Origin of the sequence: Amphibiibacter pelophylacis (assembly GCF_037688875.1) — a bacterium.
GTDB classification, from domain to species: Bacteria; Pseudomonadota; Gammaproteobacteria; order Burkholderiales; family Burkholderiaceae_C; genus Amphibiibacter; species Amphibiibacter pelophylacis.
Genome location: NZ_JAWDIE010000018.1, coordinates 39,226 through 53,391, shown reverse-complemented (window position 1 = coordinate 53,391; position 14,166 = coordinate 39,226). Strand labels below are relative to the sequence as shown.

At 60.2% G+C, this 14,166-nt stretch carries 12 protein-coding genes; 2 read left to right on the top strand and 10 right to left on the bottom strand.

Annotated elements, in window-relative coordinates; translation table 11 throughout:
* Positions 1–7: 7 nt before the first annotated feature.
* From RV045_RS11390 to xylA, 9 genes are all read right to left on the bottom strand, one after another.
* The gene (locus RV045_RS11390; protein ID WP_423235914.1) at positions 8–769 is read right to left on the bottom strand and encodes an SDR family oxidoreductase; all 762 of its coding nucleotides are present in this window, start codon (positions 767–769) and stop codon (positions 8–10) included.
* A 16-nt stretch (positions 770–785) separates the two neighbouring features.
* Positions 786–1,826: an ABC transporter ATP-binding protein gene (locus RV045_RS11385; RefSeq protein WP_423235913.1), complete on the bottom strand. Its 1,041-nt coding sequence runs from the start codon at positions 1,824–1,826 to the stop codon at positions 786–788.
* 68 nt (positions 1,827–1,894) lie between these two features.
* Complete coding sequence (locus RV045_RS11380; protein WP_423235912.1) at positions 1,895–2,725, bottom strand: carbohydrate ABC transporter permease; 831 nt, start codon at positions 2,723–2,725, stop codon at positions 1,895–1,897.
* Between the two features lie 10 nt (positions 2,726–2,735).
* Entirely contained in the window at positions 2,736–3,596 is an 861-nt protein-coding gene (locus RV045_RS11375) for a carbohydrate ABC transporter permease (RefSeq protein WP_423235911.1), read from the bottom strand.
* Positions 3,597–3,680: 84 nt separating this feature from the next.
* Positions 3,681–4,985, bottom strand: coding sequence for an ABC transporter substrate-binding protein (locus tag RV045_RS11370; RefSeq protein WP_423235910.1), 1,305 nt, complete (start codon positions 4,983–4,985; stop codon positions 3,681–3,683).
* Positions 4,986–5,160: 175 nt separating this feature from the next.
* Positions 5,161–6,297 carry a sugar ABC transporter permease gene (locus tag RV045_RS11365; RefSeq protein ID WP_423235909.1) on the bottom strand — a complete coding sequence of 379 codons (1,137 nt, stop codon included), beginning with the start codon at positions 6,295–6,297 and terminating at the stop codon, positions 5,161–5,163.
* Positions 6,298–6,336: 39 nt separating this feature from the next.
* Positions 6,337–7,899 (bottom strand): D-xylose ABC transporter ATP-binding protein, encoded by a 1,563-nt coding sequence (gene xylG / locus RV045_RS11360; protein ID WP_423235908.1) that lies wholly within the window; start codon positions 7,897–7,899, stop codon positions 6,337–6,339.
* Between the two features lie 101 nt (positions 7,900–8,000).
* Positions 8,001–8,987 (bottom strand): D-xylose ABC transporter substrate-binding protein, encoded by a 987-nt coding sequence (gene xylF, locus RV045_RS11355; RefSeq protein ID WP_423235934.1) that lies wholly within the window; start codon positions 8,985–8,987, stop codon positions 8,001–8,003.
* Positions 8,988–9,077: 90 nt separating this feature from the next.
* Positions 9,078–10,430 carry a xylose isomerase gene (gene xylA, locus RV045_RS11350; protein ID WP_423235907.1) on the bottom strand — a complete coding sequence of 451 codons (1,353 nt, stop codon included), beginning with the start codon at positions 10,428–10,430 and terminating at the stop codon, positions 9,078–9,080.
* A gap of 242 nt (positions 10,431–10,672) precedes the next feature.
* On the opposite strand from xylA, the gene RV045_RS11345 reads away from it, so the two are divergent.
* On the top strand, positions 10,673–11,899 hold the full coding sequence (locus RV045_RS11345) for a XylR family transcriptional regulator (RefSeq protein ID WP_423235906.1): 1,227 nt from the start codon (positions 10,673–10,675) through the stop codon (positions 11,897–11,899).
* Positions 11,896–12,939, top strand: coding sequence for an aldose epimerase family protein (locus tag RV045_RS11340; protein WP_423235905.1), 1,044 nt, complete (start codon positions 11,896–11,898; stop codon positions 12,937–12,939). The genes RV045_RS11345 and RV045_RS11340 overlap by 4 nt, the downstream gene beginning before the upstream one ends.
* A gap of 28 nt (positions 12,940–12,967) precedes the next feature.
* Here RV045_RS11340 and RV045_RS11335 read toward each other — a convergent pair whose 3' ends face one another.
* Positions 12,968–14,158: an ABC transporter substrate-binding protein gene (locus tag RV045_RS11335; protein WP_423235904.1), complete on the bottom strand. Its 1,191-nt coding sequence runs from the start codon at positions 14,156–14,158 to the stop codon at positions 12,968–12,970.
* Between the last annotated feature and the right edge of the window lie 8 nt (positions 14,159–14,166).

The following is a 14,166-nucleotide window of genomic DNA, read 5'->3' as shown; positions in this document are numbered from 1 at the left end:
GAGACTTTCAGAGATCGAACTGGGAGGGCAGCATGACCACATCGCGGATGGTCATGCCGCGCGGGCGGGTGAGCATGAAGCGGATGACCTCGCCGACTTCGGCCGGATCCAGCAGCGTGCCGTTGGCCTTGGCCTGAGCCAGCTTTTCGGGCGGCCAGTCGGCCAGCAGCGCGGTGATGACGGGCCCGGGCGAAATGGCGCCCACGCGCACGCCATGCCTGAACACCTGGCGGCGCACGGTCTGCACAAAGCAGTCGATGGCCCACTTGGATGCGGCGTAAACCGGCTCCCACGGCGTCGGGAAATGCGCCGCCAGCGAGCTGGTGACCAGCACGTCGCCCGAACCTTGGGCAATGAAATGCGGCAGCACGTCGTGCACGTTTTTCATCACCACATTGATGTTCAGGTGGAGCATGCGGTCGATGGCGGCCGGATCGGCATCGACCAGATCGCCGCCGACGTAGCTGCCCGCGTTGGCGTGAAAAATGTGCAGGCCGCCCGCCAGCGCCAGCACGCGCTCAAGCAGCGTGGCGCAGGCGGCAGGGTCCAGCAGATCGATCTCCAGCGCCAGCGCACGTCCCTCGCCGTGATGCGCGTTCAGGCGCTGGCACTGCGCGGCCAGCGCAGCGGCGTCGCGGTCGACCAGCACCACGCGGGCGCCCGCGCCCAGTAGCGCTTCGGTGCTGGCCAGCCCGATGCCCGAGGCCGCGCCGGTGATGGCGGCGACCTGACCGCTCAAGGGTTGTCCGTTTGGGGGGAGGGTGCTCATGGGTGTGCTCCAGGCCTCAGGCGGTGACGGGGGCCTGGGCGCCACGCACAACGCGGCCTTGGGCGTCGAAAACGTGGGCGCGCTGCGGATCAAAACTCAGGCCCACGTCCTGGCCGATCTGGCAGGCGCTGCGCTCGTTCAGGCGGGCGATCCAGGGCTGCTGGCCGCCGGTGTTGACGTAAATCAGCGTCTCGGCGCCCAGCGATTCGATCAGTTCGACCTTGCCCTGCACGCGGCTGTCGCCTGCGCGCGTCACGCTGAGGTATTCCGGGCGCAGGCCGACAAAGCCGTCGTGCGGCGCGCCGTCCACGCCGGGCACGTCGCTGGCGGGCAGCACGTTCATCTGAGGCGTGCCGATGAACTGCGCCACGAACTGGTTGGCCGGCTTGTCGTACAGCTCCAGCGGCGTGCCGACCTGCTCGATCTGGCCGTCGCGCAGCACCACCACGCGGTCGGCCAGCGTCATGGCTTCGACCTGATCGTGGGTGACGTAAATGGTGGTCGCGCCCAGCTCGCGGTGCAGTTTGGCGATCTCCACCCGCGTCTGCCCGCGCAGCGCGGCGTCCAGGTTGGAGAGCGGCTCGTCGAACAGGAAAACCTTGGGCGAGCGCACGATGGCGCGGCCGATCGCCACGCGCTGGCGCTGGCCGCCCGACAGCTCTTTGGGCGTGCGCTGCAGGTACTGCGTCAGGTTGAGGATGCGCGCGGCGTTCTCGACCTTCTCGGCGATCAGTTTGGGGTCGGCCTTGGCCAGCTTGAGCGCGAAGCTCATGTTTTCCGCCACGCTCATGTGCGGGTAGAGCGCGTAGCTCTGGAACACCATGGCCAGGTCCCGCTTGCTGGAGGGCAGGTGGGTGATGGCTTTGCCATCCAGGCTCAGTTCGCCGCCGTCGATGTGCTCCAGCCCGGCGATCAGGCGCAGCAGCGTTGATTTGCCGCAGCCCGAGGGGCCGACGAAGACGATGAATTCGCCCGGGTCGATGGACAGGTCGATGCCTTTGATGGCGCGTTGGGTGCCGAAGAATTTTTCGATGCCCTTGAGTTGCAGGTATGCCATGGGGATGTCTCCGGAAAAAGGGTGGGGGCCGTTAAGGTGGGCCGTTCGTGTCTGCGTTGGCTGGACGGTTACTTGACGGCGCCGAAAGTCAGGCCCTGGACGAGCTGTTTCTGGCTGAACCAGCCAAACACCACGATGGGCGCGATGGCCATCAGCGAGGCGGCGGACAGCTTGGCCCAGAACAGGCCCTCGGGGCTGGAGTAGCTGGCGATCAGCGTGGCCAGCGTGCCCGCGTTGGCCGAGCTGAGGTTGAGCGACCAGAAGGCCTCGTTCCAGCTCAGCACCAGGCACAGCAGGCCGGTGGAGGCCAGGCCGCCCATGCCCAGCGGCAGCAGCACTTTGGTGGCCTCCTGCCACAGCGTGGCGCCGTCCATGCGCGCGGCTTCCAGGATCTCATGCGGAATGTCCTTGAAGGCCGAGTACAGCATCCAGACCATGATGGGCAGGTTGGAGAGCGTGAACACGATGATCAGCGCCAGGCGCGTGTCCAGCAGGTGGCTTTTCTGGGCCAGCACATAGATCGGCACCAGCGCGCCCACGGCCGGCATCATCTTGGTGGACAGCATCCACATCAGGATGTCCTTGGTGCGCGGGCCTTTGAAAAAGGCCATCGAGTAGGCGGCCGGGGCTGCGATTGCCAGACCCAGCAGCGTGGAGACCACGCTGGTGATCAGCGAGTTGGTGGCGTAGAGCAGGTAGTCGCTGCGCTCCTGCACTTCGCGGAAGTTGTCCAGCGTGGGCGTGAAGAACAGGTCGGGCGGCACCTGGATGGCCTGCAGCTCGGTCTTGAACGCGGTCAGCATCAGCCAGCCCAGCGGGAAGAAGAGCAGCAGCGCCACGAACCAGGCGGCCAGCGTGCGGATGACGTTGGCGGGCGTGAAGAAGGTCTGGGTGGTCATGGAAGTCTCCTTACTTGTCCAGGTTCTTGCCGACCAGGCGGATCAGGAAAATGGCCGCGATGTTGGCCAGAACCACCGCAAACAGCGCCCCGGCCGAAGCCACGCCCGCGTCGAAGTTCAGCAGCGCCTGCTTGAAAATCAGGAAGGCCACGTTGGTGCTGGCGTCGCCCGGGCCCCCGCCGGTGGTGGTGTAGATCTCGGCGAAGACCGACAGCAGGAAAATCAGCTCGATCATCACCACCACCGCCACCGATCGGGCCAGATGCGGGATGTAGAGATAGCGCAGCTGCTGCAGGTAGGTGGCGCCGTCCATGCGCGAGGCCTCCAGCTGGTCGCGGTCCATGCTCTGCAGCGAGGTCATGAAAATCAGCGTCGCAAACGGCAGCCACTGCCAGGACACCATGATGATGACGCTGAGCAGCGGGTAGTCGGTCAGCCAGTCGATGGGCGTCAGGCCGAAGGTGTGCCAGACCTGCGCCAGCACGCCGTAAATGGGGTTCATCATCATGTGCTTCCACAGCAGCGCATTGACCGTGGGCATGACGAAAAAGGGCGAGATCAGCAGGATGCGCACGAGGCCGCGTCCGGGAAACGGATCGTTGATCAGCAGGCCGATGCCCACGCCCATCACCACGGTGATGAGAATGACGCTGCCCAGCAGCAGCACGGTGTTGATCACCGAGGTGGTGAAGGACGGGTCGGTGACGAAGTATTCGAAGTTTTCCAGCCCGATGAAGCCGGTCTGCTCGGGCTGCATCAGGTTAAAACGGATGACCGAGAAGTAGATCGTCATCACCAGCGGGACGATCATCCACAGGAAAAGGGTCGCGACTGCTGGCGTCAGCAGCGCGCGGGGGAGGAATCGGTTCATGGTCTGCTCCGGGCAGGAAAGACCCCGCGCCACTGCGGCAGCCGTGGCGCGGGTGCGGCAGGCGCCGCAGGACAGGCTGTGGGCTTACTTGTAGTAGCCGGCCTTCTTCATTTCACGCTCGGCAGCCAGCTGGCCCGCCTTCAGGGCCGCGTCCACCGTGGTCTTGCCCGCCAGCGCAGCGCTGATCTGCTGACCCACGGCGATGCCGATGGACTGGAACTCCGGGATGGCCGCGTACTGCACGCCCACATAGGGCGATTTGGGCAGCGTGGCGTCGTTGGGGTTGGCGCTGTCCAGCGCGGTTTTCTCGGCGGAGGCGAAGCGGGCGGCCTTCTCGAAATCCGGGGAAGCGTAGGTGCTCTTGCGCGTGCCGGTCGGCACGGCGTGCCAGCCTTCGGTCTTGGCCACGAGCTGGATGTAATCCTTGCTGGTGGCCCAGTTGATGAACTTCTCGGCCGCGTCCACCTTCTTCGATCCGGCGGGAATCGCCAGCGACCAGGCCCACAGCCAGTTGGCCCCCTTGGGCGTGACCTGCGTGGGCGCCTGCGCAAAAGCCATGTCCTTGGCGACCTTGGACTGCTTGGGATCGCTGACAAACGAGGCTGCGATGGTCGCGTCCACCCACATGCCGCACTTGCCCGCGTTGGTCAGCGCCAGGATCTCGTTGAAGCTGTTGGCCGACGAGCCCGGAGGGCCGTAGTTCTTCAGCAGGTCCACGTAGAAGCTGATGGCGTCGTGCCAGGGTTTGCTGTCGATCTGGGGTTTCCAGCTCATGTCAAACCACTGGCCGCCGTAGGTGTTGACCAGCGTGGACAGGAAAGCCATGTTGTCGCCCCAGCCTGGCTTGCCGCGCAGGCAGATGCCGTAGACACCGTTCTTGGGGTCGTTGATCTTGGCCGCCAGATCTTTGATCTGCGCCCAGGTGGGACGCTCGGGCACCTTCACTCCGGCCTTGTCGGCCAGGTCCTTGCGGTACATCAGCATCGAGCTTTCGCCGTAGAAGGGCGCAGCGTACAGCTTGCCGTCCACCGACAGGCCGCTGCGGATGGCGGGCAGCAGGTCGTCCACGTCGTAGGAGGCAGTGGGCTTGAACTCCTGCAGCCAGCCGCGCTTGCCCCAGATGGGTGTTTCGTACATGCCGATGGTCATCACATCGAACTGGCCGCCCTTGGTGGCGATGTCGGTGGTGACGCGCTGGCGCAGCACGCCTTCTTCCAGCGTCACCCATTTCACCTTGATGTCGGGGTTGGCCGCCTCAAAGTTTTTGGTGAGTTTTTGCATCTCGATCATGTGACCGTTGTTCACGGTGGCCACGACCAGTTCGGTGGCGGCCTGTGCGCCGGTGCTCAGAAGAGCCAGCGCGGCCAGGGCAGTCAGGGTGCGTTTCATGGTGTCTCCAGAAAAAGGAATTTTCAACACCGCAACCTTAGCCACCCGTTTTACTCGGACATGCCGCTTTCTGGCGCGGAGCTGTACTTTCTTGCATTGAAAGACCAGGAAAAATACTGAATGCGGCGGGAAAGTGTCTGGGTGGGGGAGATGGCGGGCATCACTTTGGGGCGTTTCACCGGCGCTGTCCCCGAATCGTGACATCGACCCATACCGCTGACACCAGGATGCCACCTTTGACGATCATCTGCCAGAAGGTGTCGACATCCAGCATGGACATGCCGTTATCCAGGCTGCTCATCACCAGCGCGCCGATCAGTGCGCCGTACACCGTGCCAGAGCCCCCGCGCATCGATGTTCCGCCGATGAAACAGGCCGCGATGGCGTCCAACTCTCCATTGGTGCCCGCTGAAGGGGAGCCAGCGGCCAGCCGCGCGGTATTGACCACCCCGGCCAGCGCACACATCAAGCCCATCAGACCGAAAATCCACAGCTTGACCGCCTGCACATTCACTCCCGAAAGCCGTGTTGCCTCCATATTGCTGCCCACCGCATACACCCGGCGGCCAAAAACCGTGAAGTTGGTGACATACGTGAAGATGCCCAGCAAAGCCAGGAGCAGCAGAACAGGAACAGGGATACCGTCATAGCTGTTCAAGGTAAGAACAAATGCCAGGATCACTGCAGCAGCCAGTGCGATGCGCAGGGCGTCGCGCCAGACCGGCGGAACGGTCAGGCCATTGGCGAGGTTGCGGCGGCGCGTATTCCAGACAAGGATCAGGCACAGCGCAATCAATACGCCTCCCAGAATCTGCCCTGCAGCGTGTGACAGATAGCCCTGACCAATCCAGACCAGCCCGTCCGAGACCGGGGCAACAGTGAGACCGCCAGTCACGCCCAGCAGAATGCCGCGAAAAGCCAGCATGCCGCCGAGACCGACAATAAAGGAAGGGATGCGCAGATAAGCGGTTAACCACCCATTAAACAGACCAATCAGCATGCCGAGAATCATGACCAGCGCTAGATTCAACGGCAATGGCAGGTGATAGTTCACATCCAGTACCGCAGCGAAGCCGCCTAGCAGACCCAGCAATGAGCCGACCGAAAGATCAATTTCTGCCGCGATGATGATCAAAACCATGCCGCAAGCCAGAATGCCCGTGACGGACATCTGCCGCAGCAGGTTGGACAGGTTTCGGGCACTGACATAACCACCGTCGGTTTGCCATGCAAAGAAGACCCAGATCAGTGCTGTGGCCGCCAGTAAAACCAGCATCTTGTATTGGTTAAAGTAATGCTTGAAATTGCTCATGGTGAAAATCCGGGAATTGCAGAAAATAACGGGTCTCACTCAGACCGTAACCACGTGATCAAGGTACCTCGCGGTGTCTTCGCTGCTGATGGCTGCAGCAAGAATTTTTTCCTGAGTCAGTCCCTGGCGCTCGAAGTTGCCACGCAATCGCCCTTCACCGATGACCAAAACCCGATCGGAAAGCCCCAGAACCTCGGGCAGCTCGGACGAGACCATGATAATGGCGACCCCTTGCTGGGCCAGCTCGAGCATGAGTTTGTAGATCTCGTACTTGGCACCCACATCAACGCCCCGTGTGGGCTCATCAAGAATCAGTATTCGGGGTTGTGCCAGCAGCATTTTGGCCAGGATGGCTTTCTGTTGATTTCCACCCGATAGACCAGTGATCGAAAGTGCCGGGCTGGAGGTTTTAATCTGCAGTCTGGAGATCTGTTCTGCAACGGCTTGCTGTTCGCTCTGGCCATTGATATGTCCAGCTCGTGCCAGCTGGGTCAATATCGCCAAAGTGATATTTCTACCAACGCTAAAGTCGGGAATTATTCCATGCATTTTCCGGTCCTCCGGTACCATGCAGAGCCCGGCTTGAATGGATCGTTGCGGTGTTCTATGATTCAGCGGTTTCCCGTCAATAAGAACTTCACCTTCGGATCGGCCCGGATAGGCTCCAAAAATCGCTTGCATCAGTTCTGTTCGTCCCGCGCCGACGAGTCCGGCCACCCCCAATATTTCGCCACGACGCACCGAAAAAGAGATGTCGGAGACACAAAGTCGGCTGGGCATGTCGATGTCGTGACAGGTGATATGATGGGCTTCCAGTATGACTTCTCCGGTCTCGTGAGGCATCTGCGGATAAAGCTGCGTGATTTCCCGTCCGACCATCTGAGTAATAATGGCTGTGGTGTTCATGTCACGCATAGGCGTTGTCGCGACGTGGTGACCATCCCGTATCACGGCAATGGTGTCGCAGACTGCAGCCACTTCGTCCAGTTTATGCGAGATGTAAACGCAGCCAACGCCCTGCGATTTCAGGTCTCGAACAATATCCAGCAGCACCGCGATTTCTGACGATGTCAACGACGAGGAAGGCTCATCGAGTATCAGTAGTTTTGCATTTTTATTGAGTGCTTTTGCAATTTCGATCAATTGCTGATGCCCGCCACCATAAGCGGAAATGGGCTGCCTGACGTTGATGTCGGGTATGCGCAGACGCCGGACCAACTCATCCGCGCGTCGGTGCATGGTTTCATAATCCATGCGTCCTCCGCTGCGGGTGATTTCGTGGCCCAGAAAAATATTTTCTGTGACAGATAAATCGGGGACCAGCATCAGTTCCTGGTGAATGATGACAATGCCTGCCGCCTCAGTTTCACGTACCGACTGGGCTTCAAGCGGCTGTCCCTTCCAGCGTATCGAGCCTTCCCAAGTGCCATGCGGGTAAACCGCTGACAGCACTTTCATCAGTGTTGATTTTCCTGCGCCATTCTCGCCGCACAAGCCCACGCACTCTCCGGCATGCACCCTCAGGTAAATATCAGACAGTGCTTTCATGGCACCAAATGACTTGGTGATGCCTTCCATTTCAAGCAGCAGTTCAGATGTCATTGCATGTCCAGTGTCAAAGATGACCTGCCGATGACGTTGTCATGAGCAGGCCATCCCTTGTTCAAATCACTCGCTCGCACGAGGGTATAGGGAAAGTCTTATCACCGCCCGTCAATCTGGGCTTGGGTGTAAAAACCATCTTTGACCAGCATGCCGACGTTGTCCTTGGTCATCACAATCGGTTTGAGCAGAATGGTGTTAACCTTTTTGAAACCATTGTCATACTGCGTGTTGTAGTTGATCTGCTTGCCTCTCACCAGATCAATCGACAGCTTGGCGGCCTCAGTTGCAATCAGCTTGATGGGTTTGTACACCGTCATGGTTTGTGTCCCGGCCACAACGCGCCTGACAGCCGCCAGATCGGCATCCTGTCCGGAAACAGGCACTTTGCCCGCCAGCTTTTGCGCGGCCAGCGCCTGAATCGCTCCCCCTGCAGTGCCATCGTTGGACGCAACAATGGCGTCAATCTTGTTTGCGTTCGCGGTCAGGGCGTTTTCAACGATGGACAAGGCTTCAGTCGGACTCCACTCCTTGACCCATTGCTGGCCTACAACTTTGATATCCCCTTTGTCAATCAGCGGCTGCAGGACCTTGAGCTGGCCTGCGCGAAGCAGCTTGGCATTGTTATCAGTGGGTGATCCGCCGAGCAGGAAGTAATTGCCTTTGGGCTGATGCTTCACGACCTCGGTTGCTTGCAGTTCACCGACTTTTTCATTATCAAAAGAAATATAGGCGTCGACATCCGCATTCAAAATAAGTCGATCGTATGAAATGACTTTAATGCCCGCTTTTTTGGCTTCCTTCACTGCGTTGGTCATGACCGTGGCATTGAACGGCACAATGGCAATGACGTCAACTCCCCGTGAGATCAGGTTTTCAATCTGTGCAATCTGGCGTTGCTCACTGGCATCAGCAGATTGCACATAGACGGTCGCCCCCAGCGCTTTGGCGGCTGCGGTGAAGTAATCGCGGTCCCGGGCCCAGCGCTCAACCCGCAGATCATCGATTGAAAAGCCGATTTTGGGGTGTTGTGCATCAGCTCGGGCCTGGCCAGCGATGCCCATGGCAAAAACAGCACTCAGTGCCATGATGATGGGTTTGATGTTTTTTTTCATGATTGTCTCCGTGGGTTTTAAAAAGCGAGAAGGTCGGGCTCCTGCCCTATGAAGATGCTGTTCTCAGCCGAAAATGGCGCGATTAATGACGTTTTCCAGATGCTCCTGACGGCCGCTGACTGGCTTAGGATCAATGAGATCAGTGAGTGCGTTATGGGCAATACTCTCCAGGCTGACCTGGCCCGACAGCAGTTGCTGCCCATAAGTGCTGCTCCAGCCGGCATAGCGGTTTTGTTTGAAGTTTTCGATGGTTTCATTTTCAATCAGCCGTGCTGCCCGCTCCAGTGCCAGTGCCAGAACATCAATGGCGCCGACATGACCGTGGAACAGATCGACCTCGTCCATGCTCTGGCGCCTGACTTTCGTATCAAAATTGAAGCCGCCATGAACCAGCCCTCCTCCCTGCAGGATTTCATACATTGCCAGTGTCATTTCTTCAACGCTGTTCGGAAACTGGTCTGTGTCCCAGCCATTTTGAGGGTCCCCCCGGTTGGCATCGATGCTGCCGAAAATGCCTAAAAAAATGGCGGTGGCGACTTCATGATGCAGGCTGTGCCCTGCGAGAGTGGCGTGATTGGTTTCAATATTAACCTTGATTTCTTTCTCAAGACCATACTGCTGCAAAAAGCCAAAAACGGTTGCACTGTCGTAATCGTATTGGTGTTTGGTCGGTTCCTGCGGTTTGGGCTCAATCAGTAAAGGTCCTTCGAAGCCTATCTTGTGCTTGTGTTCGGTCACCAGATTCAGAAAACGACCCAGCTGTTCACGCTCACGGCGCAAATCGGTGTTCAGCAGGGTTTCATAGCCTTCGCGGCCACCCCACAGCACATAGTTTGCACCGCCCAAGCGATGCGTGGCATTCAGTGCATTGAAAACCTGGGTTGCTGCGTAAGCGAAAACCTCGGGGTTGGGGTTGGTTGCGGCTCCGGCCGCATAGCGGGGGTGAGAAAAGCAGTTGGCCGTTCCCCAAAGCAGGCGAACGCCTGTTTCACCCTGCTTTTTTTCAAGCACATCGACCATTTCAGCGAAATTGCGCTGATAGTCTTTCAGGTTATCTCCTTCAGGAGAAACGTCCACATCGTGAAAGGTATAGAAATCAACGCCCAGTTTCGTGAAAAACTCGAACGCAGCATCTGCTTTCTTGCGTGCCAATTCCATTGCTGTGGCCCGTGGATGGGCCTGCGCATGCCAAGGACGCTGAAATGTCCCGCTACCGAACACATCATTGCCCGGCCAGACAAAGGTGTGCCAGTAGCATGCGGCCAGCCTCAGATGATCTCGCATTGATTTACCCAAGATCAGGCGATCCGGATCATAGTGCCGGTACGACAGGTCCCCGCAGTGGCTCGTTCCTTGAAAGCGGACAGGTGCTATGCCGGGAAAGTATTCGGTGCTTTGCTTTGTGGTGTCTGACATATTCGTTTTGGAAAGGGGGCGAACGAATCAACGTCGCCTGTTTGTGAAAAATCGCATGACATTCATGCCAGCTTGAAAATGATGCTAACGGGTAAAAATGTGATGAAATTACGAAAATCGTCAGCAGGGATGTCAATTTTTTTTGATGCGCTGCACAAAGCGAGGGAAAACCCTGTGAAAAGTTATCTGTCCTTTAAACTGATCGCCAAGGAACAAAGCTGCAGACCTGTCGCTGAACACCGATGAATCCACCTTCTGCTACCACCGGACCCCCGGTTCACCGGGTTGCGCTGCTGTTCAATGCCAGCAAGGTGTATGACCGTGAGGTCATGACGGGGATTGCTGACTACATCAACAGCACGCGCGCGGCATGGGACCTTTTTTTGGAAGAGGATTTCGTCTACCGCCTGAACGGCATTGATCAGTGGGAAGGCGACGGGATCATTGCCGACTTCGACGATCCCGAAGTCGCGCGGGCCCTGGGGGGCTGCCGCATGCCGGTTGTGGCGGTGGGAGGCTCCTACGCCGACGAGCGTGAGTACCCGCTGGATGTGCCCTACGTTGCCACGGACAACCGCAAGCTGGTGGGGCTGGCCTGTGAACATCTGATTGCAGCAGGCTTACGGCACCTGGCTTTTTTTGGGCTGCCGGCTGATCCCGGCCGTCGCTGGGCTCGCGAAAGAGAACAGGCCTGCCGTGATGCGGCTGCGGCCGTGGGGCTCCCCCTGGCGGTCTATCAGGGCCTGACCACACGCGCCACCGACTGGGGTGAGGCCATGAACGGGCTGACCCAGTGGCTGCAGTCGCTGCCCAAGCCGGTGGGCATTGTTGCCGTGACAGATGCCCGCGCCCGGCAACTGCTCCAGGCCTGCACGATGGCGGGCATTGCCGTGCCTGAGCAGGTGGCTTTGATCGGGATAGACAACGATCCTTTGACCCGTGTTCTGGCGCGGATTCCTTTGAGCTCCGTCATGCAGGGCACGGCCGAGATGGGGCGTACGGCGGCCCATCTGCTGCATCAGATGCTGGGGGGCGCCCGGCTGGGAAATCTGCGTGTCGTGGTGCCTCCGGCGGGGATTCACGTTCTGGCATCCAGCCAGCCGTCGCGCGCCGGTCATCCACGCGTCATGCGTGCCCTGATGTTCATCCGGCAGTACGCCTGTCAGGGCATACGCACAGAACAGGTGGCCGACTATGTCGGGGTGTCCAGGTCAACGCTGGAGAGTCATTTCCGCCGTGAACGCCAGTGCAGTGTGCACGACGACATCCTGCGCCAGCGGATTGAGGTGGCTTGCGGCCTGCTTCGCCAGGGAACCGGACAGATTGCCGAGATTGCCCGGCGTGCCGGATTTTCGTCCGTGCAGTACATGAATACCGTATTTCGCCGGGAGCTGAACTGCACGCCCCGTGAGTACCAGACTCAGTGGCTTGGGTCTCATCCGGCCAAAGAAAAGGAGCAGGATCAATGACGATGGTTTTATCCCGTGTCCGGCGTCTCACGGACGAAGGCGCTGGTCCGCTTTTCATGTTGAGCAATTCTTTGGATATGTCTGTGGTGATCAGCCCGTGGGGTGCGACCCTGCGCTCCTGGCGTGTGCCAGACCGGTACGGCCGGGTTGCGGATATTCTTCTGGGGTACCCCTCGGAAAAGGGCTGGCAGGAGAACCTTCACTTCATGGGGGCGACGGTGGGCCGCTGGGCCAATCGCATGTCGAACGCCCGTTTTTCTCTGGATGGCCGCCTGTTTCAGGTGGATCGCAATGAGGGCAATCACCTGCTCCATGGCGGATATACCGGGTTTCACCGCCGCCTGTGGTCCGCCCGGATTCAGGACGATACGCTGGTGCTGGGCTTGACTTCACCGGACGGGGATGGCGGGTTCCCGGGGGCTGTTAACGTCCAGTTGGCCTACCGGCTGGACGACGAAGGGCGCCTGCTGCTGGACTACCAGGCCAGCAGCGATGCGCCAACCCCCATCAACCTCACCGCGCATCCCTATTTCAACCTCGGTGGCGATGGCCGGGACATCCGCGATCACCAGTTACGCATCGATGCCGAACAGGTCCTGCATACAGACAAGGCATTGATCCCCACGCATCAGGCCCCTGTCGCGGGCAGTGCTTTTGATTTTCGCAGCCCCGCGCCGATTGGTGCCAGGCTGTCCTGGCTGGAGCCCCAGCTGACACTGGCAGGGGGCTTTGATCACTGCTATGTGCTGCCCGGTGGGCGTGGTGATCTGCGCGAAGTGGCCCATGTGCATGAGCCCTCGTCAGGGCGTTCATTGACCGTTCTGACCACCGAGCCGGGGCTGCAGTTTTATAGCGGGAACCACTTGCGCCTTGTGCCTGGTCGACACGGCCTGTATCAGGCCCACGCGGGTTTCTGTCTGGAGGCTCAGGCCTTCCCGAACCAGATCAACAGCCCGGACCCGGTGCAGGCTGAAGCCGTAGTTCTGCGCCCGGGACAGCATTACCGGCAGCAGACCTGCTACTGGCTCCAGACCCTCTGACGGAGGGCCGGTGTTGGCCCCCGCCGTATCACCGCTTCGCCAGCTCCGCCACCGGGAAGGGCTTGGCGAGCTGCCATTTGTCGACGATGCCGGGCTTGCCGTTTTTGACTTCGCTGATCAGCAGCGGGATGTTGTTCTGGATGTGCAGCGCCGGGCTGAAGCTGCGCGGGCCAAAAATGGTGGGTTCGGCGTTCATTTTCTCCAGTTGCGCGACCACGGGTGCGCCATCGGCCGATTTGGCGCGCTCGACCGCTTTGGCCCACAGGTCGATCAGGATGTAGCCCGGGTAGACGTAGGTGCTGGACGGGCGCCCGCCGTACTGGGTGGCGTAGGTCTTGTTGAAGGCCTCGACTTTGGGGTTGGGGTCGTCGCCGTAGATCGAGCCCTGCACGGGCACGACAAAGTTGGACAGGCCGGGCACCGAATCCAGCCAGTAGCTGCCATCGACCGCCGAGCCGTTCAGGATCAGCGAGTTGATCCCGGCCGCGCGCAGCTGCTTGACCGCGCTGGCCGCAGCCGGAATGACCGAGCACAGCATGATGGCGTCGGGCGGCGTGGGCAGCGCCTTGATGCGCGAGACCTGCGCCGCGATGCTGGCGTCGCCGCCCTTGAAGGTGTCCTGGCCGACGATTTTCAGCTCAGGCAGGGTTTTGGCCTGCGCGGCAAAGCCCTTGCAGATGCCTTTGTTGTACTCGATGGCCGTGTCTTCCAGCACGTAGGCGCTGCGCACCTTGCGCCTGTTGTAGGCCCAGTCGATGACGGTGGCGCCCTGAACGGCGTTGAGCAGCGAGCCGGTGAAGGCCATTTTGCCCACGCCCTGCAGCCCGGCCTTGATGTCTTCGGCGCACAGGAAGAAGGCGACTTTGCCCTTCTTCTGCGCCTCGATGGCGGCGGGGGCGCCGAAATCGTAATCGCAGCTGGTCACGACCAGATCAGCGCCCTGGTCCAGCACGTCCAGCCCGGCTTTGGCGCTCTGGGCGCGGTCGGTCTTGCTGTCGGATTCGACCACGCGCAGCTTGCGGCCCAGCAGGCCACCGGCGGCGTTGATCTCGTTGATGCGGATCATGGCGGCGTTGCGCGCCGGGGTGTCGTAGGCCTCCAGCCAGCCGGAGCGGGCGGTGGCAAAGCCGATGACCAGGTCTTTGGGCTGGGCCTGGGCGGCGGTGCAGGCGGCCAGCGCGAGCGCGGCCAGAGCGGTGCGGGTGAACAAGGGGCGCATGGCAGGGT

Bases quoted from the DNA above. Each gene is read 5' to 3' on its own strand.
- RV045_RS11375 (WP_423235911.1), bottom strand. From the start codon at position 3,596: ATGAACCGATTCCTCCCCCGCGCGCTGCTGACGCCAGCAGTCGCGACC.
- xylF (WP_423235934.1), bottom strand. From the start codon at position 8,987: ATGGCACTGAGTGCTGTTTTTGCCATGGGCATCGCTGGCCAGGCCCGA.
- xylG (WP_423235908.1), bottom strand. From the start codon at position 7,899: ATGACATCTGAACTGCTGCTTGAAATGGAAGGCATCACCAAGTCATTT.
- RV045_RS11365 (WP_423235909.1), bottom strand. From the start codon at position 6,297: ATGAGCAATTTCAAGCATTACTTTAACCAATACAAGATGCTGGTTTTA.
- RV045_RS11380 (WP_423235912.1), bottom strand. From the start codon at position 2,725: ATGACCACCCAGACCTTCTTCACGCCCGCCAACGTCATCCGCACGCTG.
- RV045_RS11390 (WP_423235914.1), bottom strand. From the start codon at position 769: ATGAGCACCCTCCCCCCAAACGGACAACCCTTGAGCGGTCAGGTCGCC.
- RV045_RS11340 (WP_423235905.1), top strand. From the start codon at position 11,896: ATGACGATGGTTTTATCCCGTGTCCGGCGTCTCACGGACGAAGGCGCT.
- RV045_RS11345 (WP_423235906.1), top strand. From the start codon at position 10,673: ATGAATCCACCTTCTGCTACCACCGGACCCCCGGTTCACCGGGTTGCG.
- RV045_RS11370 (WP_423235910.1), bottom strand. From the start codon at position 4,985: ATGAAACGCACCCTGACTGCCCTGGCCGCGCTGGCTCTTCTGAGCACC.
- RV045_RS11335 (WP_423235904.1), bottom strand. From the start codon at position 14,158: ATGCGCCCCTTGTTCACCCGCACCGCTCTGGCCGCGCTCGCGCTGGCC.
- xylA (WP_423235907.1), bottom strand. From the start codon at position 10,430: ATGTCAGACACCACAAAGCAAAGCACCGAATACTTTCCCGGCATAGCA.
- RV045_RS11385 (WP_423235913.1), bottom strand. From the start codon at position 1,826: ATGGCATACCTGCAACTCAAGGGCATCGAAAAATTCTTCGGCACCCAA.